We start from the raw sequence: 23,673 nt of genomic DNA, 5'->3' as shown, positions 1-23,673 counted from the left end.
AGAAGAGGCATAGGGTAAAATGCGGATTATAATTACAGGCGGCGGGACATTAGGACATATCTACCCGGCTCTGGCAATTGCCGAGAGATTAAAACAAGAAACCGAGATTTTATTTATAGGTACCACAAAAGGGATTGAGTCAGATGTCATCCAAAAACAAGGGTTTAAATTTAAAGGGCTTGATGTCGAAGGCTGGACCGTAAAAAATAAAATTAAGTTTTTCATTAAACTAATAAAAACCTTTTTGGTCGGGATAAGGTATATTATAGAGTTTAAACCAGATATTGTTCTGGGAATGGGAGGTTATGCCTCAGTTCCGGTAGTTTTAGGAGCAGTCTTATTTAAGATTAAAACCGTTATTCATGAGCAAAATTTTATTCCTGGTAAAGCCACTCGCTTGCTGGCTAAATTTGTCGATAAAATAGCCATTAGTTTTGCCGATTCTAATCGATTTCTACCCGCGAAAAAAACCGTGCTAACAGGCAATCCAGTTAGATTACAGATTGGACAGATAAATAGACAGGAGGCACTAAAGAGATTTGAGATAAGTGGAGATAAATTTACCTTGCTTGTCTTTGGCGGAAGCAAAGGGGCACATAAAATTAATGAGGTGATGAAACAAACACTAAATCTTCTCCCGGATGATAAAATACAAATAATTTGGGCAACCGGGGAGGAAGATTATCAATTCATAAAGGAAACAAAATCAAAAGTAAAAATAGTCGTTGAAAAGTTTTTTTATGATTTACCCGTAGCGTATCAAGTGGCAGATTTGGTTATCTGTCGAGCCGGAGCAACAACCATCGCGGAAATTATTGCTTGTAATTTGCCAGCAATTTTAATCCCATATCCCTATGCCACAGATAACCATCAGGAATATAACGCCAGACCTCTGGTGGAAAAAGGAACGGCAATAATGATAAAAGATAGAGAACTATCATCTGAAAATATAGGCAAGATTATTATTGAATTAATCGAAAATCGTGATAAACTCAAAATAATGGCTGAAAATTATCAGCCGCTTAAAACGGCAGATGCATCTCAAAATGTGGTTAATATTATTTATTCCTTAAATAGGGTTTCTCGAAATTAAATAGAAAGATTAACCTCGTCGATGTGTTCTGTTTGTAGAATATTACTTAATAGGGCTTCACGAAATTATAAAGTAAGGTAACCGTCCAGGCTATATATCAAAAGTGTCCGAAAGGGGATAAGGAGATAAGAGTGATATGGAGATAAGATAATAGAAATAGATTGAAATTTATAGAAATAGGTAGAAATTGATTGTGGAAAACAACAAATTTCCATAAATTTCTATTAGTTTCTATTAATTTTCAATTTTTTTAATAATATCTCCCTATCTCCTTAATCTCCACATCTCCTTTTGTTACACCACCTGAACGCTTACAAAGTAAGTAATCGGTTAAATGGTAACTGGTAACTAATTACCATTCACCAGTTACCAATTACCAGAAGAAAGGAGTGTAGGATGAAGAGACTTTTCCCTGTGGGTATTCCGGTTAGGGGAGATGACTTAATCGGTCGTGAAAAAGAGATTGAAAAAATTTGTCAATTGCTTAAAATTGGACAAAGTGTTGCGATTATTGCTCCTCGAAGATATGGAAAGACATCTTTAGTCTTAGAAGTTATCCAGAGGATAAAACAAGAAAAATATCTTTGTGGGTATGTAGATATATTTAGAGTCATATCTAAACAGGAACTTGCTGAAAAGATTGTAGATACGGTTATAGAAAATAAAAAAATTAGTCAGTTTGTTAAAACAATTAAAGAAGGATTAAGTCAATGGATGAAGCGAATAGAATTTAAACAGATAATCGAAGATTTCGAGTTTATATTAAAATTCGGAGAAACTAAGATAGACGAATTAATGTTACTTGATGAGGCATTACAATTTCCAGAAGATTATGCAAGTAAAAATAATGTTAATTTATTAATGGTCTATGATGAATTTGGGGATTTAGTTAAACTAAATGGAGAGATGTTAATAAAGAGGATGCGGGCAATACTTCAAATGCAAGAAAAGGTAGTCTATGTTTTCTCTGGAAGTCAAGAAAGTATTATGATTAACTTATTCTCTAATTCTAAATCTGCATTTTTCAGATTTGCTCGAGTTATCCATTTAGATTTACTTCCTAAAGCACCTTTAGTTAAGTATATTATATCTAAGTTTTCCCAGGAAAATATCATTATCTCCGATGAACTCGCTGGTGAGATAATTGATAGGGTTTGGGGACATCCTTACTATACTCAATTACTCTGCCAAAATATTTACTTATTAAGAAATGGGCAAACAATCAATAAAGAAGATATTGATATTGCCATCCAGGAAGCATTGAATACTGAAAGAGTATATTTTGAACAAATATGGGAGAAACTTAAAACAAAGAAGAATTTTTTAGAAGTAATCCGCTTTATCGCCTCAGGTAATTCTAACCCATATAATTTGCGCCACTTAGAACGACAACAGATTTATTACATTACATCTCAATTAGAAATGTTAGGCTATTTGAAAAAAATAGATAAAGGTCAATATGAATTAAGCGACCCTTTATTTAAAGAATATATTAAATCATTTGTAAAAGAAATTGTTATATAAGAAATATTTTTACACAAAAGAGGTAGCAAGGATGTTTAAACAAGGCCAACATATACATTTAATTGGTATCGGTGGTAGTGGTATGAGTGGTATTGCTGAGGTGTTGTTAAATCTGAAATGCCAGGTAAGTGGGTCAGATATTCATCCCGGTGATACCACAAAAAGGCTTGAAATGTTAGGTGGAAAAATATATTATGGACATAATGCTAATAATATTAAAGATGTAGATGTTGTAGTTTATTCTTCTGCGGTTAGTGAGGATAATGTGGAAGTAGCGTATGCTAAATCTAAGCGAATACCAGTTATCCCTCGTGCGGAGATGCTTGCCGAGTTGATGCGGCTTAAATATGGGATTGCCATTGCCGGCGCACATGGCAAAACAACCACAACTTCAATGATTTCATTAATTTTAACTAAAGCTGAATTCGACCCAACTGTTGTCGTTGGCGGCAGATTTAACGATATTGGAAGTAATGCCCGATTGGGTAATTCTGAATATATGGTTGCAGAAACAGATGAAAGTGATGGAAGTTTCTTAAAACTTTCGCCCATCATCTCTGTTGTAACTAATATTGACCGTGAACACCTTGATTTTTATAAGAATTTAGATGAAATTAAACTTGCATTTCTTACATTTATGAACAAAGTGCCGTTTTATGGACGGGTAATCTTTTGTCTGGATTGTCCAAATCTCCATGATATAATGGAAAAAATAGAAAGGAAATGGACATCCTATGGTTTGAGTCAGGAGGCACAGATTAAAGCCACCGAAGTAGTGCTTAACGGTTCTTATTCAGAATATACATTAGTGATAAATGATAAAAAATTAACTAAAATCAGGGTTAATATTCCTGGAGTGCATTATTTGAGTAATTCATTAGCCGCCGTAGCTGTGGGTTTGGAATTAGGAATTGATTTATCTGTTATCAAGGATGCCTTAAGTAGTTATGGTGGGGTGCATCGCCGACTTGAGATTAAAGGGGTGGTTAATGGAATTACCATCATCGATGATTATGCCCATCATCCAACAGAGATAAAAGCAACTTTAGCCACAATTAAACATAAAAAACCAAAACGAATTATTGCCGTATTTCAACCACATCGCTACACACGAACAAAGGCATTAGCCCAGGAATTTGGTCAGGCATTTAATGACGCAAGTGTGGTCATTGTTACGCCAATTTATCCCGCAGGCGAAAAACCAATTCCAGGTGTGGATTCATCTTTAATCGTTGAGAGTTTGGTTAAACAAGACTATCCAGAGGTGATGTTTATTAATTCATTTCCAGAGGTAATCGAGTTTTTACTGGATGTGGCAAAACCAGATGATGTTGTTGTCACTCTCGGTGCAGGCGATGTTTGGAAGATAGGAACAGAAATCATAGAAATATATAGAAACAGCTCTGTCCTTGCGGCACACAAAGGGGGTGAAAATTAAGGGACTCGGGGCTCGGGACTCGGGGCTCGGGACTCGGGACTCGGGGCTCGGGACTCGGGAATAAAAGAATTCCTTAACCCCTTAATCCCGCCAGCGTGGGAGATAAAAAATTAAAAATCTGTATCCTCTGCGGTAAAATCTTGCGGATATTTTCAGGAGAACGCTCATGCCCACAGGGAGTGAGCACAAACGAAGATGAAAATGGGTTTGATGGTTTGATGGTTCAGGTGAAATCAGGCTGAAGCCTGCGGCTACCAGCCTTCCCGAATCCCGAACCCCGAGTCCCGAGTCCCGATTTTCAGGAAAGACCTGCAAGTTTATCAAATTGGCAAGTATTAAATATGAATTTAGTTTTAGAACTTCAGAAAATAACAAATAAAGTTAAACTTAACGAGCCAATGAGCTGCCATACCTATTTTAAAGTCGGTGGTTTAGCCGATATATTCGTAGAGGTTGGTAATGAGGGGGAATTAAAACAGGTAGTAAGCCTGTGTGCTCAATTTAAGACACCGTTTTTCGTTTTAGGTGGAGGTTCAAATGTTTTAGTCACGGATAAGGGAATTCGCGGGGTCGTTATTAAATTAGTGGATGAATTTAAAAAGATAAGATGGCTTGACAACGGCAGGATAATTACTGGTGCAGGAGTTGAACTACCAAAATTAGTTAATCTAACTTGTAAAAGAGGATTGAGTGGGTTAGAATTTGCAGTTGGCATCCCGGGAACTATTGGCGGTGCCGTGATAGGCAATGCAGGAATACAGGAAAAATCCATTGGTGACTGTGTTAGTTTCGTTAAAATACTCGATAATAAATTATCTCATAAAGAATGCGGTTTTTCCTACCGAAATAGCAATTTAAGGAAATATGTTATTTTAGAGGTAGAAATTTTATTAAAAAAAGCCGAAATCTCGCACATAACCACTGTTTTGCAAGATTATAAGCAAAAAAGAAAAGATACTCAGCCTCAAGGTTATAGAAGTGCCGGGTGTATCTTTAAAAATCCACCAGGAAATTTTGCCGGAAAACTAATTGATGATGTAGGATTAAAAGGATTAAGAATAGGCGGTGCCTATATTTCCAATAAACACGCTAATTTCATCCTGAATGATGGCACGGCAACCGCAATGGATATATTAAATTTAATTACAAAGATAAAAAAAAGTGTCTTTGATAAATTTGGCATTGGACTGGAAGAAGAAATTATTATTATTTAATGGAAATGGTAGAAATGAAAGAACACTTTTTAGATAAAAAGATAGGGGTTTTGTTGGGTGGTAAGAGTCGTGAGCGGGAGGTGTCATTTCGTTCCGGGAATAAAGTCTTATCTTCACTTCAAAAACAAGGACTTGTCGCGGTAGCCATAGACCCGGCAGAAAAAGATTTTCTGGATAAACTCCAGAATATAGATGTATCCTTTATTGCCCTTCACGGTCGCTACGGAGAAGACGGGTGTGTTCAGGGATTACTGGAATTACTTGACATACCTTATACTGGTTCTGGAGTATTGGCTTCTGCATTAGGTATGGATAAGGTCGCCTCAAAGAGAATATTTAATGCCTGTGATATTCCCACACCTAAATATTATGTTTTTAATTCCGTAAATGAGTTAACTGGTCAATGTGAACAGGTATTAAGAGATTTTGACCTGCCAGTCGTAGCAAAGCCAATATCAGAAGGTTCAAGTATTGGGGTAACGATTGTTAAAAAAAGAAAAGATTTACTTAAGGTTATTGAAGGCATAATGCTAGAATTTAATAATGCCTTTATCGAAGAATTCATTGACGGCACAGAGGTAACTGTGGGAATATTAGGGTGTGGAAATGATATTCAGGCATTACCTATTTTAGAATTAGTGGCAAAAAATGAATTCTATGATTATCACGCAAAATATACTCAAGGAATGACACAATTCGTTATTCCAGCAAGATTACCAGAGGATATTTATCGTAAAACTCAAGAGACGGCTTTAAAGGCACATTTAGCCCTCAACTGCCATGGATTTTCACGGGTAGATATAATCGTAGATAAAATTGGTATCCCTTATGTGCATGATGTTAATACTATTCCAGGATTAACGGATTTATCTGACCTGCCCGCGTGTGCGAAGGCAGTTGGGATTAGTTATGATGAACTGATACTGAAAATGCTTTATTCAAGTATTATTCCTAAAAAATTAGGGCTTCACGAAATTAAAAGTAAATAATCGGTTAATTGGTAATTGGTAATTGGTAACTAATTACCATTCACCAGTTACCATTTACCAAAAGGAAGGAGGAATGGAGGAATGGAGAAATGAAACACAAAGGTTTAGCCCAACAACTAAGTGGCAGAAAAGATAAATGGCGAAGCAAAAAGGGACGAAAGAGACTCATTAAAACATACCTTAAAAGATTTATCAAGTTATCTATCTTAATTTTAGTCATAGTTATTCTCTGGCAAATTATCCAATTACCATTTTTCCTGATGAGTTCTCATAAATTTCAAGTTAAAAAACCAATTATTATTTTAGAAAATAAGGGGATAATCGAAGAAGAAGAGATTTTGAAGACATTTAAAGAGTTTTGCCTAAAGAATTATTCGAGTGTCGAGCCAAGTATATTTAAGATAAAATTTACAGATTTAAAAAATACATTATTAAAAAATCCTAAGATAGAATATATCGTTATTCAGCGAAAATTTCCAAAAGACATAGTGATTAAAGTTAAACCACGAAAGCCAGTAGCAAAGATATTAATTGATTCGCGGGTATTTGGAATTGACAAAAACCTTATTGCTTTTAAAATGGAAAATGAACAAGAATTACCTGTTATCACAGGCATTAGAACTTTAAAAACAGGCATACCGCTTACGAATAAAGAATTAACTGATGCCTTATTAGTTATTTCACAAATAAAAGAACACGAAATTGAATTACTACCTGATCTTTTGTGCATTGATATTGCCCATCAATATGATATATTACTCATTACAAAATTTGACGAGACAAAAATACATCTGGGACATCAATTAGAACCAAAAAGATTAGTTGAAAGATTAAAGGAATTAAAAATAATTTTGGACTACTACCGGGAAAAATCAGAATATCCAGAATATATTGATTTAAGATTTGATAATATTATTGTTAAAGATAGAGAAAAAATCTAATAAAAAAAATTGACAAAATGGGTAGTTTTATGATACAATAAAATAGGTTGAATAAACCAGCAGGTATTCTCTGCGACAATAAGGGCAATATCTATGTAGTAGATAGAAATAATCAGCAAGTAAAGGTATTTGGACTGCCAGAATAAATAGGATTTTACGAAATTAAAAGTAAGTAGCGGGTACTTGCTAACTAATTACCATTCACCAGTTACCAATTACCAAAAATAAGGAGATATTAAATGGCAAAAGAAGATATAATCGTTGGATTGGATATAGGGACAACAAAGGTTTGTGCCGTTATAGGAGAGATTGATGAAGATAGGGTGGAAGTAATCGGAGTGGGCACCAGTCCTTCTCATGGATTACGAAAAGGGGTAGTTGTAAATATTGATTCTACGGTTAAATCTATTGAGAATGCGGTCAGTGAAGCCGAACTTATGGCCGGTGTAGAGGTATCATCGGTATTTGCTGGTATTGCCGGTGGGCATATAAAAGGGATGAATAGTCATGGTGTCATTGCTATTTCAAGGGGTCGCGAGGTAACTCAGGCAGATGTCGAACGCGTCATAGATGCCGCCAAAGCCGTATCTATCCCACTTGACCGCGAAGTAATTCATGTTTTACCACAACAATTTATTATCGACGGTCAGGATGGAATAAAAGAACCCGTTGGAATGTCTGGAGTTCGATTAGAAGTAGAAATTCATATTGTTACCGGCGCCGTCACCTCGGCTCAAAATATTATCAAATGTGTTAATCGAGCCGGCTTTGAGGTGGATGATATTGTCCTTGAACCTTTAGCTGATGCCTATGCAGTTTTAACTGAAGATGAAAAAGATTTAGGTATTGTTCTGGTAGATATTGGTGGTGGAACGACCGATATTGTTATTTTCATTGATGGAAGTATCTGGCACACAGGGGTTTTATCTATTGGTGGAGATAATGTGACGAAAGATATATCTGTTGGATTACGAACACCAATTGTTGAGGCAGAGAAGATTAAAATAAATTATGGCTGTTGTATGGGTTCTTTAATTAAAAATGGTGAGACGATTGGTATTCCATCAGTAGGAGAATACAAAGAAAGAACTTTGCCGCGACAGGTATTAGCTGAGATTATTGAACCACGAATGGAAGAAATCTTCAGCTTGATAAATCAAGAAATAAGAATGACTGGCTATGAAAATTTAGTTACTTCAGGGGTTGTTTTAACAGGTGGCGCTTCGATGTTAGAAGGCACAGCCGCATTAGCCGAACGGGTATTTGATTTACCCGTTAGAATTGGTTACCCACGGGGAGTAAGTGGTTTAGTCGATGTGGTTAATTCACCACTATACTCAACGGGTGTCGGACTGGTAACTTATGGTATGATGCATAAATTAGAAGGCAAGAAAACTAAATTGGGTGGAAGAAATGCCTTTCAAAGAGTTCTGAATCGAATGAAAGAATGGGTTGGAGAATTCTTTTAGATTTTGGATTGATGGAAATCTTTTCCCAATCTAAAATCCAAAATTAATAGGGCTTCACGAAATTATAAACTAACTAATCGGTTAACTGGTAACTGGTAATTGGTAACTAATTACCAGTTACCAAACACAAGGGGGTAAAAATTCATGGGTTTTGAATTTGAAAATGATGTAACATCACCAACGAAGATTAAAGTAATTGGTGTCGGCGGAGGGGGAAGTAATGCGGTTAATGGTATGTTTGCTAATCGAATGAGCAATAGTTGTATTGAATTTATAGTGACTAATACGGATGCCCAGGCGCTAAAAACATCAATTGTCCCATACAAAATACAGATTGGTGGTAAATTGACCAAAGGGTTAGGTGCTGGGTCTAATCCAGAAATAGGACAGCGAGCCGCACAAGAAGATAGAGAAACACTCCAGGAAGCATTAGCCGGGTCAGATATGATATTTATCACCGCGGGTATGGGTGGTGGAACAGGCACAGGAGCCGCACCAATTATTGCGGAAATTGCACGGGAATCAGGTGCTCTTACTGTTGCCGTTGTAACTAAACCATTTTTATTTGAGGGACAAAAACGCATCCAGCAGGGTGAATTAGGTTTAGCAGAACTCGTTGATAAGGTTGATACACTTATTACCATTCCCAATCAGAAATTATTAGGTGTTGTTGAAAAAAATACAACTATCCTGGATGCCTTTAAAGTCGCAGATAATGTCTTAAGACAGGCTATTCAAGGAATATCAGATTTAATTACTATCCCGGGAATAATTAATCTTGATTTTGCCGATGTGCGGACAATTATGTCTTCTAAAGGAAATGCACTGATGGGCATTGGAGTCGGCACCGGTGAAAATCGAGCCCTACATGCCGCTCAACACGCCGTTTCATCCCCCTTGTTAGAAGAAGCATCTATTGAGGGTGCTCAAGGAATATTGATAAATATTACTGGTGGAACAGATATGCTTTTATCCGAAATAGATGAAGCCGCTACTTTTATTACAGAAAAGGCAGATAGAAATGCAAATATTATCTTTGGTGCGGTTACTTCTGAAGCGATTCAGGGTGAAATAAAAATTACAGTCATTGCCACTGGATTTGGGAAAACAATTCCAAAAATAGAACGAGTGCCACAATCACAGGCGAAAACAATAGATATGGAAAGTTTCAAAGGAGAAAAAACATTTAAAAAAGCCGAATATGAAAAACAACAGGAAGCAATCCAGGAAAGAATTAATGTTTATAATAGCGACCTCTTCGAAATCCCTACTTTCTTAAGAAGACAGGCAGATTAAATTAAGTAGATATACTTCAGTGGGGTATAAATTGTGATTATTTAAAGTAATCGGTAATCAGGTAATCGGTAATTTGAGATAGCAGGCTACTGCTTGCTCTTTACCGATAACCTGATAACCGATAACTGATAACCGATAACCTGAGTTGATAGTAACAGGAAATCACAAAATATGCCTCTCTAAAGTATAGTAGACAGAATATTTCTTAATCTGACTACTAACTACTATTTTCGAAAGGAGATAAAAATAGTGATTAGTGACCAGTAACCAGTGGACAGTAATTACTGACTACTGACTACTAACTACTGACTACTATTTTCAGAAGAAGATGCATGTTAATGAATATTTACGAAAAATGGTAAATGAAAAAGCCTCAGATATGTATCTTAAAGTAGGTAGTCCACCGGTCCTGCGGATAGATGGTAAATTAACCTATATGATGCAAGATAATAAAGTGGATGTATTTCCCAGACTTTCACCAGCAGAAACCTCGGAATTAGCCTATTCGATTATGAATGATGACCAAAAACGGAAATTTGAAGAAAGTTATGAATTGGATTTAGCCTATAGTGCCTCCGGGATTGGTAGATTTAGATGTAATATGTTTTGTCAAAGAAATACCACAGCACTTGTTTTTAGAATGATTCCTTTTGAGATACCGGGTTTTGAAGAGTTATATTTGCCTGAGGTAATTCGGGATTTAGCCAGTATCCCAAGGGGACTAATTGTCGTTACCGGGGCGACGGGTTCAGGTAAATCTACAACTTTAGCCGCAATGCTTGACCACATAAATTCTACTCGGCGGGCTCATGTCGTTACGGTGGAAGACCCAATTGAATTTCTACATCGAGATCGGGAATCGGTTATTGAACAACGAGAAGTAGAAATGGATACCCTTTCCTTTGCCGAGGCACTAAAACACATTGTTCGTCAAAATCCAGATGTGATACTGATAGGTGAAATGCGTGATATAGAAAGTCTCTCAGCGTGCTTGTCTGCCGCAGAAACCGGACATTTAGTGTTAACGACAATGCACACAATTGATGCCCCGCAAACAGTAGAACGAATAATTAATTTCTTCCCACCTTATCAACATAACCAGGTGCGGATGCAGCTCTCACTTGTCTTGAAAGGCATAGTTTCTCTACGATTATTACCCCGAGCGGATGGTCATGGTCGGGTGCCGGCTGTGGAAATTTTGACCGTGACACCGTTAGTGCGAAAATTAATCGAAGAAGGAAAAACGCCTCAAATTTCATCAGCTATTACTGGCGGAAAATTTTATGGGATGCAATCATTTAACCAATCATTAGTCTACCTTTATCAAAATGGTTTAGTTACCTTTGAAGATGCACTCGATGCCTCCAGTAATCCTGAAGAGTTTAGATTGAATGTTCGTGGAATTTATGCTGGTGGAACTGAAGTCTATGAATTTAAACAAGAAGAATAAACTAATCTTATTCCTTATTGGCATTATATATTCTTTCTGCCCTATAAACAGTGAGGCACAATTTACCTCGCCAGGCTCACCTACTGCAATCTCGTCACCATTTAAAGTCAAAGGAATCCATATTACCAGTTGGGTTGCAGGGAATAAAAACCTCTTTCAAAAAACCCTCAATTTAATCAATGAAACTGAACTTAATACCGTAGTAATTGACATTAAAGAAGTAGATGGAATTATTGCCTACGATGTAGATGTGCCATTGGCAAAAGAAATTAAGGCTGTTAAGAGACGAATTAAAAATATTGATGAAATTATCGCTTTATGTGATGAATACGGCCTCTACAAAATTGCCAGAATTACTGTATTCAAAGATAATTATCTGGCAACCAAAAAACCATATTTAGCGGTTATGGATAAATCAGGTAAGGTTTGGCGCGACGATAAAGGTCAAAGTTGGGTCAATCCTTATCTAAAAGAGGTCTGGAAATATAATCTTGATATTGCTCTGGATGCAGTTAAAAGAGGTTTTGATGAAATTCAGTTCGATTATGTCAGATTCCCGTCAGATGGCTTGATAAGTAATTGTTGGTATGGCGAGGAACATTCTACGCAAAAACAGGCAGATACCATTATTGAATTTATCAAATTTGCTAAACAAACACTCGGCGCAGCTGCATTTTTATCCATAGATGTTTTTGGTTTAACTACGCTTTGCAAAAATGGGATTGGCATAGGTCAGAAATTTAAGCAGATAGCTGAATATGTAGATTTTATCTCACCAATGGTCTATCCTTCTCACTATGCCAAAGGCTCTTATGGCATATCTAACCCTGATTCGCAACCTTATAAAACTATTTTCTTAAGTATAAAAGATGCAAATCAACAGATTAAAGAGACAAACTGTAAAATTCGACCCTGGCTCCAGGATTTTTCACTTGAATACACCTATGGGGCAAAAGAAGTCAGAGACCAAATCAATGCGGTCTATGCTCACGGAGTAGATGAATGGCTACTCTGGAATCCAGGATGTAAATATACCCAAAATGCCTTATTGACAGAGGATAACATCAGATTTGTCAAAAACCAGATCTTACCAAAACTATTTGTGGAATCCTCACCTTTACCTGTTAATTTACCATTATCTTACTCTCTTCCAAATACCTTTACCCTTCAGCCAACTTTAACCTCCCAGGATAAATGTGAAATATCCCACCAATCATCCACTATTTCTGAAAGTGGGAAAACGAAAAAAGGGAAGATGGATAAAGTAAGACACGAGTAACTATTTAGCCACAGATTAACACGGATTAGCACGGATAAATAAAAGAGGACAGAAGACGGAAGTGTAAGGACAGGGTTTGTCCCTGTCCGTTCCGGAGGCGGACAACCACAAGGGGGTTGTCCCTACAACCCTAATTGCAGGCAAATACGCTGTAGTGGGATTTTCCGTGTTTCATCCGTGTCCATCTGTGGCTGAATAGTTACCATATTATTTTAATTCTTATCAGCCTGATATGTGCGTTCATTTTGGAGACTACCAACTTGAAAAGTAATTTTGTTGCAGTCTATTAAAAAAATCCGATATGTGAAATAAGTCTATCTTTTTTATCAAACCTGAAAGGGTTGAATTTCAAACGATGGATAAAATTCGACCCTTTCAGGGTCGATTACCAAGCAAGAGTTTCTTTCCGTAGATTGCATCTACGGTTATTTGAAATTTAACACTTTCAGTGTTAAAAATCGGAGGTTTTTTGCTTTTTCTTTAAAACCTATTTCACCGGTCGAAAAAATCGTAACCGTTCAGGGATATAGCCACAGAGTCACAGAGAACACAGAGGGAATATATAATCACGAATGAACACAAATACAAAAAGATTTGTAGTGCGTTATCTTCGCTTCTGGCAAGCCAAAAGGCGAACTTAAAGGTTCGCACTACATTTATGGGATGTCAGAGGTTAATTCGTATCCATTTGTGGTTAATTTACTTAATTCTCTGTGAACTCTGTGCCTCTGTGGCTGAACGCTTACAAAAAATCCGTGTTTTATCCGTGTTCATCTGTGGCTAAATACTTACATAAATTTTTCTTCCCAATATCGTAACATTAATAAATCTTTCTGGAAGTCAAGGCAAGATTTTACTGATTTACCTTTAAGTAACCTGACTAAATTTGCCAGAATATTTGAGCCAGCGGCGACTGAAAGTGCCACTCCTCCTCCCAATCTTGGATTAATTTCAGTAAAAAGTAAGGTATTGTTTTTATCAATAAAACATTGAATATTAGCCGGTCCAATTATGCCTAATTTTTGGACAATATCAAGGCAACTATCAATTATTTCTTTTTTATAAGTTGTTATTCCTTTAATTGAGATACCTGATTCAACTTGAAGTCTTTTTCGCGGCACGAGACATAAAACCTTACTATTAAAATCAGCCAGAATATCAATCGTATATTCCTGTCCTTCAATATAATCCTGAACTAAAGGCTTTTTAACATACTGCCTAAAAAATTTAAACTCTCTTTGGTTATTAATTTTATAGACATCGCGCTCTCCGCGACCAAAGCGGGGTTTGATAATACTGGGATAGATTATTTCTTTTAAATTAATCTTTAAGGCATCAAAAGTAGAAGGGGTCGAAATGTTATTCTGAAGAAAAAAGTTGTAAGTTTTTAATTTATCAAAGCAGATTTCAATTACTTCCTTTTCTGCCACCGCAAGCAAAATACCCTTTTTTTCAAATTCCTCTTTATGCCTCGATAAAACTACTAATTCTTCATCTACAGCGGGTAAGATAGCATTCACTTTTTCTTTGGTACAAATTTTTATTAAGGTAGAAATATAATCAGGTGCATCTGCCTTTGGGATGCAATATCCAACATTGGCAAAATAAAAACCAATAGATAACGGATGACTATCAACACCTATAACTCTTACACCTAATTTTTGAAGTGTTTTAATGGTGGATATTGATGGTGATGAACCAACACCAGTGCGAAGAATAGTAAAAGGCATGAAATATCTCCTCGTCTTTTGTCAGGGTTCAGGTGTTAGTTTCAGCCATCAGTTGAAGAAGATTAAGGTTGAACAAAAAGGATTAGTTACCGTTGAACCTTTAATTCCTTCCACTTAAGATTAACCATCGCATTAACCTTCTTTTACCTGATGGCTGAATACTTCCTAATTGTTCTTATTGGATAGGCAATCTTCCATCCAGGCACAATTATTCTGGTCACAATAATCTGTCGCTGTTTCAAAACATGGGAAATTCCCTTCGGTAGATTGGATGGCTCGAATCAGGTCACCTTTATTCATTTTACCTGCTTTGACCCCAACTTCTTTAGCCTTTGCCTTAATATCATTGATATTCATTTTCTCACCTCCTGCAAAATATAATATATCACAAAATAAAATAAAAGTCAAGAAGATTTTTTTAGGATTAAGTAATGGGTTAGTTATTTGGGGGAACGAACATTAACCTGTGGAGGATAGAGCGATGAAAATAGGTTATAGGCTGAAAGAAACAACATTCAAAACTTCAGCCTAAAAAATTTTCTTGACATAATATAACATCTGTATTATACTTAAGTTAGTAAAAAAATTCGACTTGCGAAATAGGGTTACAAATATCTCAGTGTATGTTAGAGGGAGGGGAATTAGAGAGATATCAGGAAGAAATGCGGGAGGTTAATTTTAAAAATGGAATTTGCTTTTCCCTCTATTTCTGAAGAGAAAAATATGGCACTTTTTGTGAAAAGTGTCTTTGACCGGGTAGGTGCATTGTTGGCACTGTTGGTACTGGGTCCGGTTCTGATGCTGCCGATAATTCTTATTATCAAATTGACCTCTCGCAAGGGAGAATCCGTTCTTTTCCGACAAACCCGCGTTGGACTTAATGGTCGCCAATTCTGCTTCTACAAATTTCGCACTATGGTTATCAATGCAGAGAAAAAGAAGAATTCTCTGAAACATTTGAATGAAATGGATGGGCCTGTATTTAAAATCCGCAATGACCCACGAATTACCAAATTTGGTCGTTTCTTAAGAAAATACAGTCTTGATGAATTGCCACAATTTTTCAATGTTCTCAAGGGGGAAATGAGTATAGTTGGTCCCCGTCCTCCTCTACCTGAAGAGGTGGAGAAATACGACTCATATCAATATCGTAGATTGAGCATGAAACCCGGGCTAACCTGTATATGGCAGGTAAGCGGTAGAAATAAGATTAGCTTTAAAGAATGGATGCGTATGGATTTGGAATATATTGACAACTATTCTTTGTGGCTGGATTTTAAAATACTAATTCGGACTATATGGGCAGTTATGGCTGGTCAAGGTGTATAGCACTACTTTTGCATTCTAATCTTTGATTTAAGAGTAAAAGATATAAGATGAAAATATTTTTTGCAGATCCTATTGGACATATTCTTGGTTTGCACGACAAGGAGATTTGTCGTTATTTAGCCCAAAAGGGACACAAGGTTATTTTGGCTACAAACGAGAAATATCCATTTCTAAATGCGGAGTCTGAATTTGAGCAAATTACCCCTTTTAAGGGCATAGTTGGGAATTATAATTTTGTACTGAAAGGAATCAACTATGTCCGTTCTTTAATAAGAGTTTGGAGGCAAATTTGTCGCTTTCAGCCGGATGTGGTAATTTATTACTACATCTTGCAAATTACTCTGGATAATCTATTTATCCGAAATTTGCGGAATCATGGTATTCCTACTATACTTGGAGCCCATGATATATTGCCGTTGTCTTCTAATAAAGAATATTGTCATTCTTATCACAAGATATATAATAACGCTACGGTAATTTTGGCATTCAGCGAATACGGCAAAAATCAGCTTATTTCTAATTTTGGAATTCCTTTGTCCAAAATTCAGGTAGTATTTTTGGGAATGAATGAGGGTAAGAAAACTTTTTGTCGCAAAGACCAAATTATATCGCGAGAAAAATTGGGGTTACAGATAGATGAACCAATTATACTTTGTTTTGGACAGATTAAGAAAAATAAGGGTTTGAAATATTTGTTAGATGCCTTTGCTGGGGTATTAGTTCAAGAGCCAAAGGCTCGACTATTGGTCATAGGTCGGCCGTGGAAGGTGAGTCTGAAGCCGTATTTTGAGCAGGTGAAAAGACTTGGGATTGGTCAGCGAGTACTATTTCGTTCAGAACTTGTGTCAGAAGAGGTAGCAGAAGACTTTTTAATTGCCAGTGATGTAGTTGTGTTACCATATACCTATTTATACCAGAGTGCAGTGTTACCACTGGCTTGTTCTGTTGGTAAGCCGATTATAGCAACACGGGTTGGAAACATATCAGAAATACTTCAGGATGGAGAGACAGGATACCTTGTGCCGCCAGCAGATGCAAAGGCATTAGAAGAGGTAATGTTGGATGTCATTTCTAATCCAGAAGAAGCACAACGCCGTGGATATCGTGCTCAAGAAATGATGCAGAAAAATTACTCATGGGAAAGATTTGGCAAGGAATTGGAAAAAACATTGGAAAAAGTAACGGTAACTGTTCACCGCAGAGACACAGAGACGCAGAGAAAAAATTAAAATCTATTCACCAGAGACAGAGATTTCCTTTTTTTGTACATTTCGGGTCTTTCGTTGGTTATTAATCTTTTAATACGGACTTTCGACTAACTGTTTTTAAGCCTTTTTAAACACCGAAAAACGCAAAAAACACGAAAAAAAAAAGATATTTTCCTCTCTGTTTCTCTGCGTCTCTGCGGTAAAGGATTACCTGAACGGTTACAAGTAACGGTTGCTAAAAATGCAGGGGCATGAGTGTTTCTCCAGTTTTTCCCTTTTATTAGAGACTAAATACCTACGAATTAAGATTATGAAAAAGACGGAAAGATTATTTAAAGTTATAGTAATTTTTACAATTATGCTACTGACACAGGGATGCGTAACCACTAATCGGTCAGCGAAGATTAGTAAAGGTGATGAAATTCGTATGTCGGTTTTGCCTGAAATCGCGGTGGCTACGACACGGTTTCATAAAGAATATGTTCTTGTCCCGGAGGACATTGTTGAAGTAGTCTTACTTAAGCATCCTGAGATAACCCGTGTATGCACCATCAGACCTGACGGTTACATATCTCTACCTATCCTTGACGATGTTAAGGCAGCCGGTTTAACGCCCGGGGAATTGGATAAAAAGTTAACCGAGATGTTTTCACACCGTTTGAAAGAGCCGGAAGTAACAGTAATTGTAACAAAATTTCAGCCGCCGGTGATATATGTTATCGGCGAGGTTACTACTCCGTCAGTCGTATCTGTCCATGATGCCGCCACGGCTTTTCAGGCAGTAACTCGTGCCGGTGGCTTCACCAACGAGGCGAAACGAAACAGCGTCATAATCATTCGAGTTACCGAAGATAATTACCTCACCGCCACCCGCGTTAATTTGCAGTTGAAAGGTCAGAGTGCTTCATACATAACTTTGCACAATGTCCCCTTGCAGGCGGATGATATAATCTTCGTTCCAAAGACCTTCATTGCCCGTGTAGATATATTTATCGAACAGCATATAAACAAAATCCTTATAGGAGCTATTGATATCCTGACCACATTACGGTTAATAGAAATTTTGGGAGAAGAGGAGTAAATTATGGAAATTGATTCCTTTGATGTCCGTCGGTCAATAAACACAATTTGGAATATTACCATTCGGTACAAATGGATTGTGCTGGGCACATGTCTATTTACGGTGGCTCTAACTCTGCTTTACATTCAACTATTTCCGTGGGTCTATAAAGCTTCGGTTAAGATTTTGGTCGAGAAGGAAAAAGATGAAATTAAAGATCAATTCTATGGGCAGTGGAATATTTTTCGCAAGGCAGAAGAGGCTAAAACCGAGGCAGAAATGGCCAAACTTGGGCCGGTGGTGAAAAAAGTTGTAGAGAACCTTAATCTTAAGTATGACGATGTCTATCACCCATTGATGCGCCACATCACCGATATGTGGAGTCGTTCATGGATTGGACGGAAGTATAAACGCATTAAGAATTTTTTCTTTCCACCCGAGAAAAGTCCATTTAATCTTACACCGCAAGAAATAGAATTAGCAAAAACTATCTTTGATTTCCAGAAGGGCATCAATGTTCGTGCCATTGGCAACTCTAATGTAGCCGAGATTAGTGTTCTTGCTCCTGGCAAGAGAGTGGCGGAAATCGCTAATGAACTCACTAAGGTATATCTCCAATATAGGAGACAACAACACGAAGAGGAAGCGATATCTGCCGCCAATATCCTGAATACACAGGTGAAAAGAGCCCACGAAAAATTGGAAAAGATAGAAAAAGAATTAGAGGATTATGTTGTTAAGAACAATATCAAATTTGAGTTCGAAAAAGAGCATAGTGATGTCAAGATATTAACTGACCAGGAGGCAGAATTACTAACCACCAGGGCATCCATCGAGGGATTAGAAGCACGGCTGGCGGAGATAGAGCATTTACTTCAAAATGAAGGACAAATGGAGATTGATTCTCGGTCTCTGAGTCTCAACGAAATTCACAGCAAGATGAAGGCAAATCTGCTAAACTATGAAATGATGTTGATTCAAATGCAGAATAGATATACAGAGGATTCTCAGGAAGTCGAGGAATTAAAAAGTAATATTAGCAGGTTGAAGGATATGCTTAAAGAGTCGGAAGAAATGGTCATTAGCGGTAAAATAGAGAAATCCAATCCAATCTGGTCCAGCTTACGTGCTGAGCGCACTAACCTTCTGGTTCAATTGGCTCAACTTCGAGCAGGGGAAACCGAAATTCAGGAGATTGTAAATCAATATAAAAATAGTCTGAAAGACTTGCCTTTCAAACAGCGTGTCTTGCAGAGACTCACCAGAGAACTTGTTCTGGCAGATACGGAATATCGGACTTTACTTAGTAAACAGCGACAGGCTTTTATCTCCGCAGTTACCGAATCAGAGAAAACTGCAAGTTTGAAACTTATCGAAACAGCCCAGATACCGGAGAGACCTATACGGCCAAAGGTAAAACTGTATTTGTTTATAGCCGTGCTGATAGGAATACTATTAGGCATCATTGCCGGCTTCATTGCTAACTATTTTAATGAAACTATTTACAGTGAAGATGATGTTGGACATATCCTGGATATTCCAGTATATGGAAATGTTCATCTGGGCATACATAGGAATAAAACACCTTCCCAATTCACCCCTGAACAAAAAAAGGGTTGGCTATCAGGGTGGTCTGAGAGCCGATATAAGAAAAATAACCAATACAACAAATCATATCACAAGTTAGCCATGCAGTTGCACTTCGAACTTGGTGGCTCTGAACGAGGGTATTGCCTGATGCTTTCATGTCCTTACTTGCCAGAAGTAACAAGTCAGTTTGCATTAGAACTGGCTGAGTTTCTTGCTATAGATCAAAATCGCAAGGTGCTGATTATAGATGCATTCTTTAGAGACAATCTATTGAGTAAAGAATTTAAAATTTCTTCCTCGCCGGGCTTCTTGAATATGCTTGATGGAACCCAGCCATTAACTGATTCACTCATTCACCTAACTGACTATCCCAAAGTATTTTTCTTGCCTGCCGGCAAGAGCAATTATGGAATGACCCATCTGATGACATCAAATCAACTGAAGGAAAAACTAACCCAATTGCAGGAACAATTTGATGTTGTTCTGCTGAGTTCGGATTCTGTGATGGAAGACCCATCAGCATTTGCCTTCCCATCAATTGTGGATTGCACAATGCTTCTGGTGATGTCGAAGGTAAGCCAGTGGTCAGAAATCAAATCTTATAGAAACATACTGAATAAATGCAATCTCCGTAAAATGGGGTTGATAATTGTTTCAAGGTAAGGAAAATAGGTTTTATGAATCATCTCCAGGCACAATATTCTCATAAAATTGCAGGCAATTTAATTCTAATTCTTCTTTTTTCTATTCTAGGATTCATGACATTAATTGTTGTTTTTGAAAACACTCCAATTATCAGTTATTCTGTTTTATCAAGTTTATTCATTTTTATAATCGTCATACTTTCGGGGAACCCCCAAGTTTGTTTTCTCAGTGGGCTAATCCTGTTTCTCCCATTGAATTTGGCTAAATACTTGAAATCTTACCCTCACTTTGGTGGAGAATGGGCATTGCGTATCGAGGCAACAGATTTGTTTCTCGTCATATTGTATGCATATTTGATTAAAGATTTTATCACCAGACGGTTATCAATTCAAATACCTGCGGTAGCAATATTTTGGTTATTGCTCATCATTTTGGGACTTGGGAGCATAATTTTTTCCCCCTACCGGACCATGGCCGCTTATGAAATTATTTGTATGACAAAAATGTTGTTACTTTTTATATGTCTTGTCAATTATGGAAAAACCCGTAAGCAGATAAAATTGGTTGTCGTGTCATTGATGATTGGTGTATTTTTGCAGATAATATATGGACTGTTACAATATTTTACTGGGTTGAATCTTAATCTTGAACGATTGGGTCAGGCACCCGAGATGTTTACCGAAGAACTGGGAATGAGAAGCGCCAGCAGGATCGGGGCGATGTTAGGTCATCCAAATCTATTTGCCGGATATCTTGTAATGTTACTTCCTCTGGCACTTACCCTGATATTTGTCCAAATCTCGATTTGGTACAAGGCACTATGTATAGCTATTTTGGTATTTGGAGAAGTGGCACTCATATTAACGCTTTCTCGTGGTGGTTGGATTAGCTTCGCAATCGCTGTTATGGTAATATTGTTCTTACATCCAACAATAAGTCGCCAGAGAATTATCGCAGGGATATTTATCTTATGTTTTGTATTGGTCCTTGGATCTTTATTTTCAGGGACTATAATCCAGAAGTTTATCCTTAGCGACCCAGCATCAGTTGATTCCCGGATTGAATGTATGTACATTGCCTGGCGGATGATACAATCGAATTTTTGGCTGGGCACAGGTTTAAATTCTTTTACCTTTGTAATGCCGGATTATGACTATTCCGGTATACCGTGGGGGGAAATGAACCCACCAGTTCATAATATCTACCTGTTGATTTTCGCCGAACAGGGTATCTTTGGATTCCTATTGTTTTTATCTATCTGTTTTATGGTCATCAGGGTAGGAATTTTAAACCTTAAAGGTAAAGATAATCTGTTGAATGCAATTAATGTGGGTCTTCTTGCGGGCTTCATCGCAATATTAGTTCAGGGATTGGTGGACTGGAACTTGCGAGTAAATGTTACCGTGCGTGTTTTTTGGACACTTGCAGCCTTACTTTTTGCCATTCATTTCTGGAATCAAAAGCAAGAAAGTGATAACCCGCAGAGACACAGAGATACAGAGAAGAAATAATTTTAAAAATATCTCTATGGTTTCCTCTGCAAGGAGGATGAAAATAGTAGAGAGTAGATGGTAGAGAGTAGAGAGAGAAGAATCTTGTTTTCCTTACTTTCTACTTTCTACTCTCTACTTCCTATTTTCAGGGGAAACCACACATGTCCACGGCGTGGACACAAAGGGGGATGAAAATACATATTTGAGCAGGGGAAAGGGATATAACAACCCCCTAACCCCCTTTAGTAAGCTTATCCTTACCCACAAGTTTTAGTGGACACCGTGAAGCGTGAGAAGAAAGGGGTTTTAATAATTGACAATTGACAATTCACAATTCACCATTCACCATTATTAAGGGAATTTAGGGAAAAAATTGTGAATGGTGAATTGTGAATGAATGCATAGTTAATAACATTGTCCAGTAAAAGATGTGGGTAAGGATAAGTTTAGTAAGGGGGAATTTTGGATTAGGGAGGGTTGTCTTTTCAATCCAAAATCGAAAAGGTATTTTCAGGAGAAAGAATTGGGGCACATAGTTTTACTTTTTCCTCATACAGGTTACAATAAACCCAGTGAGCAAATTTTACCATTGGGTTTACTCTATGTATCTGCACCACTTGTTCAAAAGGGGCATTCTGTAACCATCATTGACCAACGAAAAGAAGCGGGATGGCGTGACGCATTGCGTCGCGCCGTGAGCAAACCTCAGACTTTGGCGGTTGGTATTACCACTATGACCGGCCCACAAATTGAACACGCTATGGAGATAGCTCAAGCCGTTAGAAAAATGGCACCAGAGCTCCCTATTGTCTGGGGTGGAGTTCATCCCAGTTTGCTACCGGAACAAATAGTCCAATCCGAGATGGTAGATATTGCCTGTGTTGGAGAAGGAGAAATATCTTTTTCTGAATTAATCAAGGCTTTGGAGGAAAGAAAAGAATGGTCTAATGTGCCAGGAATTTGCTACCGCAAAAATGGGAAAATAGTTTCCACCAATTCTCCTCCTCTGTATGACCTTGAGCAATTGCCTCCTTTACCTTATGACCTGTTAGACTTGAGCAGTTATCAAACACAGCCGTTACGAATCAAGAGAGCCAGTTTGCCAGTTATTACCAGCCGAGGCTGCAGGTTTCGTTGTGCATATTGTTATAATACAAAATTCTATCAGTGTTCCTGGCGTGGTATGTCTCCTGAGAAAGTAATGGAACAGATTACCACTTTAGTGAAAAATTATAATGCCGGCGGTATTTTCCTTCTGGATGATAACTTCTTTGGTAGCCGTCATCGAGTAGAACAAATTTTTAAAATGCTTATTGAAAGTGGTTTGGGAGTTCACATTTACAATGCCAACTGTCGAGTTGACTTTCTGCACAGAAGTTCATCAGAATTTCTTCAACTGATGCGTCGGGCGGGTGTAGAACAAATCTTCGTAGGGGTTGAATCTGGCTCTGACCGGGTCCTCAACAGCATATACAAAGACATTAAGGTAGAACAGGTGTTGGAAATCAATAGAAACTTGCGTGATGCCGGGATTATCCCGGTATACAGTTTCATGGCAGGATTACCAGGTGAGACACGGTTAGAGGTTGAACAAACTCTTGAACTTATGGTTCGACTGCGAGAAGAAAATCCACAGGCAAAACTATACAAGTTGTCCCTATTTGTTCCTATGCCTGGTACTGATTTGTTTGAACGATGCAAGGAAATGGGAAATGAATTTCCACAGCGCCTTGAGGATTGGTCAAATTATGATTATGACCATGTTAACCTGACATATTTGTCAGATGAACACCGCAAATTTCGGTGGTGTCCGAAATTAGCTAACTTCCTCTAACCGGATAGGTAAGCCATTCCTCTATACTCCAAACGTGGTCGGTTAGACCAGCAGCCATTGCCGGAGTTCGTTGTTGCCAACCACCATCAAT

General features: G+C 37.6%; 20 protein-coding genes. 17 read left to right on the top strand and 3 right to left on the bottom strand.

Going from position 1 to position 23,673, the window contains the following annotated elements; translation table 11 throughout:
• Window positions 1-19 precede the first annotated feature (19 nt).
• Window positions 20-1,093 (top strand): undecaprenyldiphospho-muramoylpentapeptide beta-N-acetylglucosaminyltransferase, encoded by a 1,074-nt coding sequence (gene murG, locus AB1414_01010; protein ID MEW6606016.1) that lies wholly within the window; start codon window positions 20-22, stop codon window positions 1,091-1,093.
• Between the two features lie 65 nt (window positions 1,094-1,158).
• On the opposite strand, the gene AB1414_01005 is transcribed toward murG, so the two are convergent.
• Complete coding sequence (locus tag AB1414_01005; protein ID MEW6606015.1) at window positions 1,159-1,308, bottom strand: hypothetical protein; 150 nt, start codon at window positions 1,306-1,308, stop codon at window positions 1,159-1,161.
• A 181-nt stretch (window positions 1,309-1,489) separates the two neighbouring features.
• On the opposite strand from AB1414_01005, the gene AB1414_01000 reads away from it, so the two are divergent.
• From AB1414_01000 to AB1414_00955, 10 genes are all read left to right on the top strand, one after another.
• Window positions 1,490-2,617: an ATP-binding protein gene (locus AB1414_01000; protein MEW6606014.1), complete on the top strand. Its 1,128-nt coding sequence runs from the start codon at window positions 1,490-1,492 to the stop codon at window positions 2,615-2,617.
• Window positions 2,618-2,648: 31 nt separating this feature from the next.
• Window positions 2,649-4,055 (top strand): UDP-N-acetylmuramate--L-alanine ligase, encoded by a 1,407-nt coding sequence (gene murC / locus AB1414_00995; GenBank protein MEW6606013.1) that lies wholly within the window; start codon window positions 2,649-2,651, stop codon window positions 4,053-4,055.
• 341 nt (window positions 4,056-4,396) lie between these two features.
• Window positions 4,397-5,269, top strand: a complete 873-nt coding sequence (gene murB, locus AB1414_00990) for a UDP-N-acetylmuramate dehydrogenase (GenBank protein ID MEW6606012.1) — start codon at window positions 4,397-4,399, stop codon at window positions 5,267-5,269.
• Complete coding sequence (locus AB1414_00985) at window positions 5,269-6,258, top strand: D-alanine--D-alanine ligase (protein MEW6606011.1); 990 nt, start codon at window positions 5,269-5,271, stop codon at window positions 6,256-6,258. Before murB ends, AB1414_00985 begins: the two co-directional genes overlap by 1 nt.
• Window positions 6,259-6,347: 89 nt before the next feature.
• Complete coding sequence (locus AB1414_00980; protein MEW6606010.1) at window positions 6,348-7,199, top strand: hypothetical protein; 852 nt, start codon at window positions 6,348-6,350, stop codon at window positions 7,197-7,199.
• A gap of 47 nt (window positions 7,200-7,246) precedes the next feature.
• Window positions 7,247-7,345, top strand: a complete 99-nt coding sequence (locus AB1414_00975) for a hypothetical protein (protein MEW6606009.1) — start codon at window positions 7,247-7,249, stop codon at window positions 7,343-7,345.
• A gap of 93 nt (window positions 7,346-7,438) precedes the next feature.
• The gene (gene ftsA / locus AB1414_00970; GenBank protein ID MEW6606008.1) at window positions 7,439-8,668 is read left to right on the top strand and encodes a cell division protein FtsA; all 1,230 of its coding nucleotides are present in this window, start codon (window positions 7,439-7,441) and stop codon (window positions 8,666-8,668) included.
• 144 nt (window positions 8,669-8,812) lie between these two features.
• Window positions 8,813-9,964, top strand: a complete 1,152-nt coding sequence (gene ftsZ / locus AB1414_00965) for a cell division protein FtsZ (GenBank protein MEW6606007.1) — start codon at window positions 8,813-8,815, stop codon at window positions 9,962-9,964.
• A 328-nt stretch (window positions 9,965-10,292) separates the two neighbouring features.
• On the top strand, window positions 10,293-11,414 hold the full coding sequence (locus AB1414_00960; GenBank protein MEW6606006.1) for a type IV pilus twitching motility protein PilT: 1,122 nt from the start codon (window positions 10,293-10,295) through the stop codon (window positions 11,412-11,414).
• A complete protein-coding gene (locus AB1414_00955) occupies window positions 11,392-12,693 on the top strand; it encodes a putative glycoside hydrolase (protein MEW6606005.1) in 1,302 nt (433 codons plus the stop codon). The genes AB1414_00960 and AB1414_00955 overlap by 23 nt, the downstream gene beginning before the upstream one ends.
• A 788-nt stretch (window positions 12,694-13,481) precedes the next feature.
• On the opposite strand, the gene AB1414_00950 is transcribed toward AB1414_00955, so the two are convergent.
• A complete protein-coding gene (locus AB1414_00950; protein ID MEW6606004.1) occupies window positions 13,482-14,423 on the bottom strand; it encodes an ATP-grasp domain-containing protein in 942 nt (313 codons plus the stop codon).
• A 165-nt stretch (window positions 14,424-14,588) separates the two neighbouring features.
• The gene (locus AB1414_00945) at window positions 14,589-14,780 is read right to left on the bottom strand and encodes an SAP domain-containing protein (GenBank protein ID MEW6606003.1); all 192 of its coding nucleotides are present in this window, start codon (window positions 14,778-14,780) and stop codon (window positions 14,589-14,591) included.
• Between the two features lie 327 nt (window positions 14,781-15,107).
• Between AB1414_00945 and AB1414_00940 the strand changes: the two genes are divergently transcribed.
• The 6 genes from AB1414_00940 to AB1414_00915 all read left to right on the top strand — a co-directional run bounded on the left by AB1414_00940 (window position 15,108) and on the right by AB1414_00915 (window position 23,582).
• Entirely contained in the window at window positions 15,108-15,752 is a 645-nt protein-coding gene (locus AB1414_00940; protein ID MEW6606002.1) for a sugar transferase, read from the top strand.
• Window positions 15,753-15,799: 47 nt separating this feature from the next.
• Window positions 15,800-16,981: a glycosyltransferase family 4 protein gene (locus tag AB1414_00935; GenBank protein MEW6606001.1), complete on the top strand. Its 1,182-nt coding sequence runs from the start codon at window positions 15,800-15,802 to the stop codon at window positions 16,979-16,981.
• A gap of 289 nt (window positions 16,982-17,270) precedes the next feature.
• Entirely contained in the window at window positions 17,271-18,041 is a 771-nt protein-coding gene (locus tag AB1414_00930; GenBank protein MEW6606000.1) for a polysaccharide biosynthesis/export family protein, read from the top strand.
• 3 nt (window positions 18,042-18,044) lie between these two features.
• Window positions 18,045-20,273, top strand: coding sequence for an exopolysaccharide transport family protein (locus tag AB1414_00925; GenBank protein ID MEW6605999.1), 2,229 nt, complete (start codon window positions 18,045-18,047; stop codon window positions 20,271-20,273).
• A gap of 287 nt (window positions 20,274-20,560) precedes the next feature.
• Window positions 20,561-21,766, top strand: a complete 1,206-nt coding sequence (locus AB1414_00920; GenBank protein ID MEW6605998.1) for an O-antigen ligase family protein — start codon at window positions 20,561-20,563, stop codon at window positions 21,764-21,766.
• Between the two features lie 505 nt (window positions 21,767-22,271).
• Entirely contained in the window at window positions 22,272-23,582 is a 1,311-nt protein-coding gene (locus tag AB1414_00915) for a radical SAM protein (GenBank protein ID MEW6605997.1), read from the top strand.
• The last annotated feature ends 91 nt before the right edge of the window (window positions 23,583-23,673 follow it).

The sequence above is a fragment of the bacterium genome, assembly GCA_040755795.1.
Taxonomy (GTDB): Bacteria; UBA9089; CG2-30-40-21; order CG2-30-40-21; family SBAY01; genus JBFLXS01.
Note: the sequence above shows the minus strand (reverse complement) of the source record. Positions and strands in the feature narration are given on the sequence as shown.

Excerpts from the sequence above, each read along its gene's own strand:
- murG (MEW6606016.1), top strand. The coding sequence starts at position 20 with ATGCGGATTATAATTACAGGCGGCGGGACATTAGGACATATCTACCCG.
- AB1414_01005 (MEW6606015.1), bottom strand. The coding sequence starts at position 1,308 with ATGGAAATTTGTTGTTTTCCACAATCAATTTCTACCTATTTCTATAAA.
- AB1414_01000 (MEW6606014.1), top strand. The coding sequence starts at position 1,490 with ATGAAGAGACTTTTCCCTGTGGGTATTCCGGTTAGGGGAGATGACTTA.
- murC (MEW6606013.1), top strand. The coding sequence starts at position 2,649 with ATGTTTAAACAAGGCCAACATATACATTTAATTGGTATCGGTGGTAGT.
- murB (MEW6606012.1), top strand. The coding sequence starts at position 4,397 with ATGAATTTAGTTTTAGAACTTCAGAAAATAACAAATAAAGTTAAACTT.
- AB1414_00985 (MEW6606011.1), top strand. The coding sequence starts at position 5,269 with ATGGAAATGGTAGAAATGAAAGAACACTTTTTAGATAAAAAGATAGGG.
- AB1414_00980 (MEW6606010.1), top strand. The coding sequence starts at position 6,348 with ATGAAACACAAAGGTTTAGCCCAACAACTAAGTGGCAGAAAAGATAAA.
- ftsA (MEW6606008.1), top strand. The coding sequence starts at position 7,439 with ATGGCAAAAGAAGATATAATCGTTGGATTGGATATAGGGACAACAAAG.
- ftsZ (MEW6606007.1), top strand. The coding sequence starts at position 8,813 with ATGGGTTTTGAATTTGAAAATGATGTAACATCACCAACGAAGATTAAA.
- AB1414_00960 (MEW6606006.1), top strand. The coding sequence starts at position 10,293 with ATGCATGTTAATGAATATTTACGAAAAATGGTAAATGAAAAAGCCTCA.
- AB1414_00955 (MEW6606005.1), top strand. The coding sequence starts at position 11,392 with ATGAATTTAAACAAGAAGAATAAACTAATCTTATTCCTTATTGGCATT.
- AB1414_00950 (MEW6606004.1), bottom strand. The coding sequence starts at position 14,423 with ATGCCTTTTACTATTCTTCGCACTGGTGTTGGTTCATCACCATCAATA.
- AB1414_00945 (MEW6606003.1), bottom strand. The coding sequence starts at position 14,780 with ATGAATATCAATGATATTAAGGCAAAGGCTAAAGAAGTTGGGGTCAAA.
- AB1414_00940 (MEW6606002.1), top strand. The coding sequence starts at position 15,108 with ATGGAATTTGCTTTTCCCTCTATTTCTGAAGAGAAAAATATGGCACTT.
- AB1414_00935 (MEW6606001.1), top strand. The coding sequence starts at position 15,800 with ATGAAAATATTTTTTGCAGATCCTATTGGACATATTCTTGGTTTGCAC.
- AB1414_00930 (MEW6606000.1), top strand. The coding sequence starts at position 17,271 with ATGAAAAAGACGGAAAGATTATTTAAAGTTATAGTAATTTTTACAATT.
- AB1414_00925 (MEW6605999.1), top strand. The coding sequence starts at position 18,045 with ATGGAAATTGATTCCTTTGATGTCCGTCGGTCAATAAACACAATTTGG.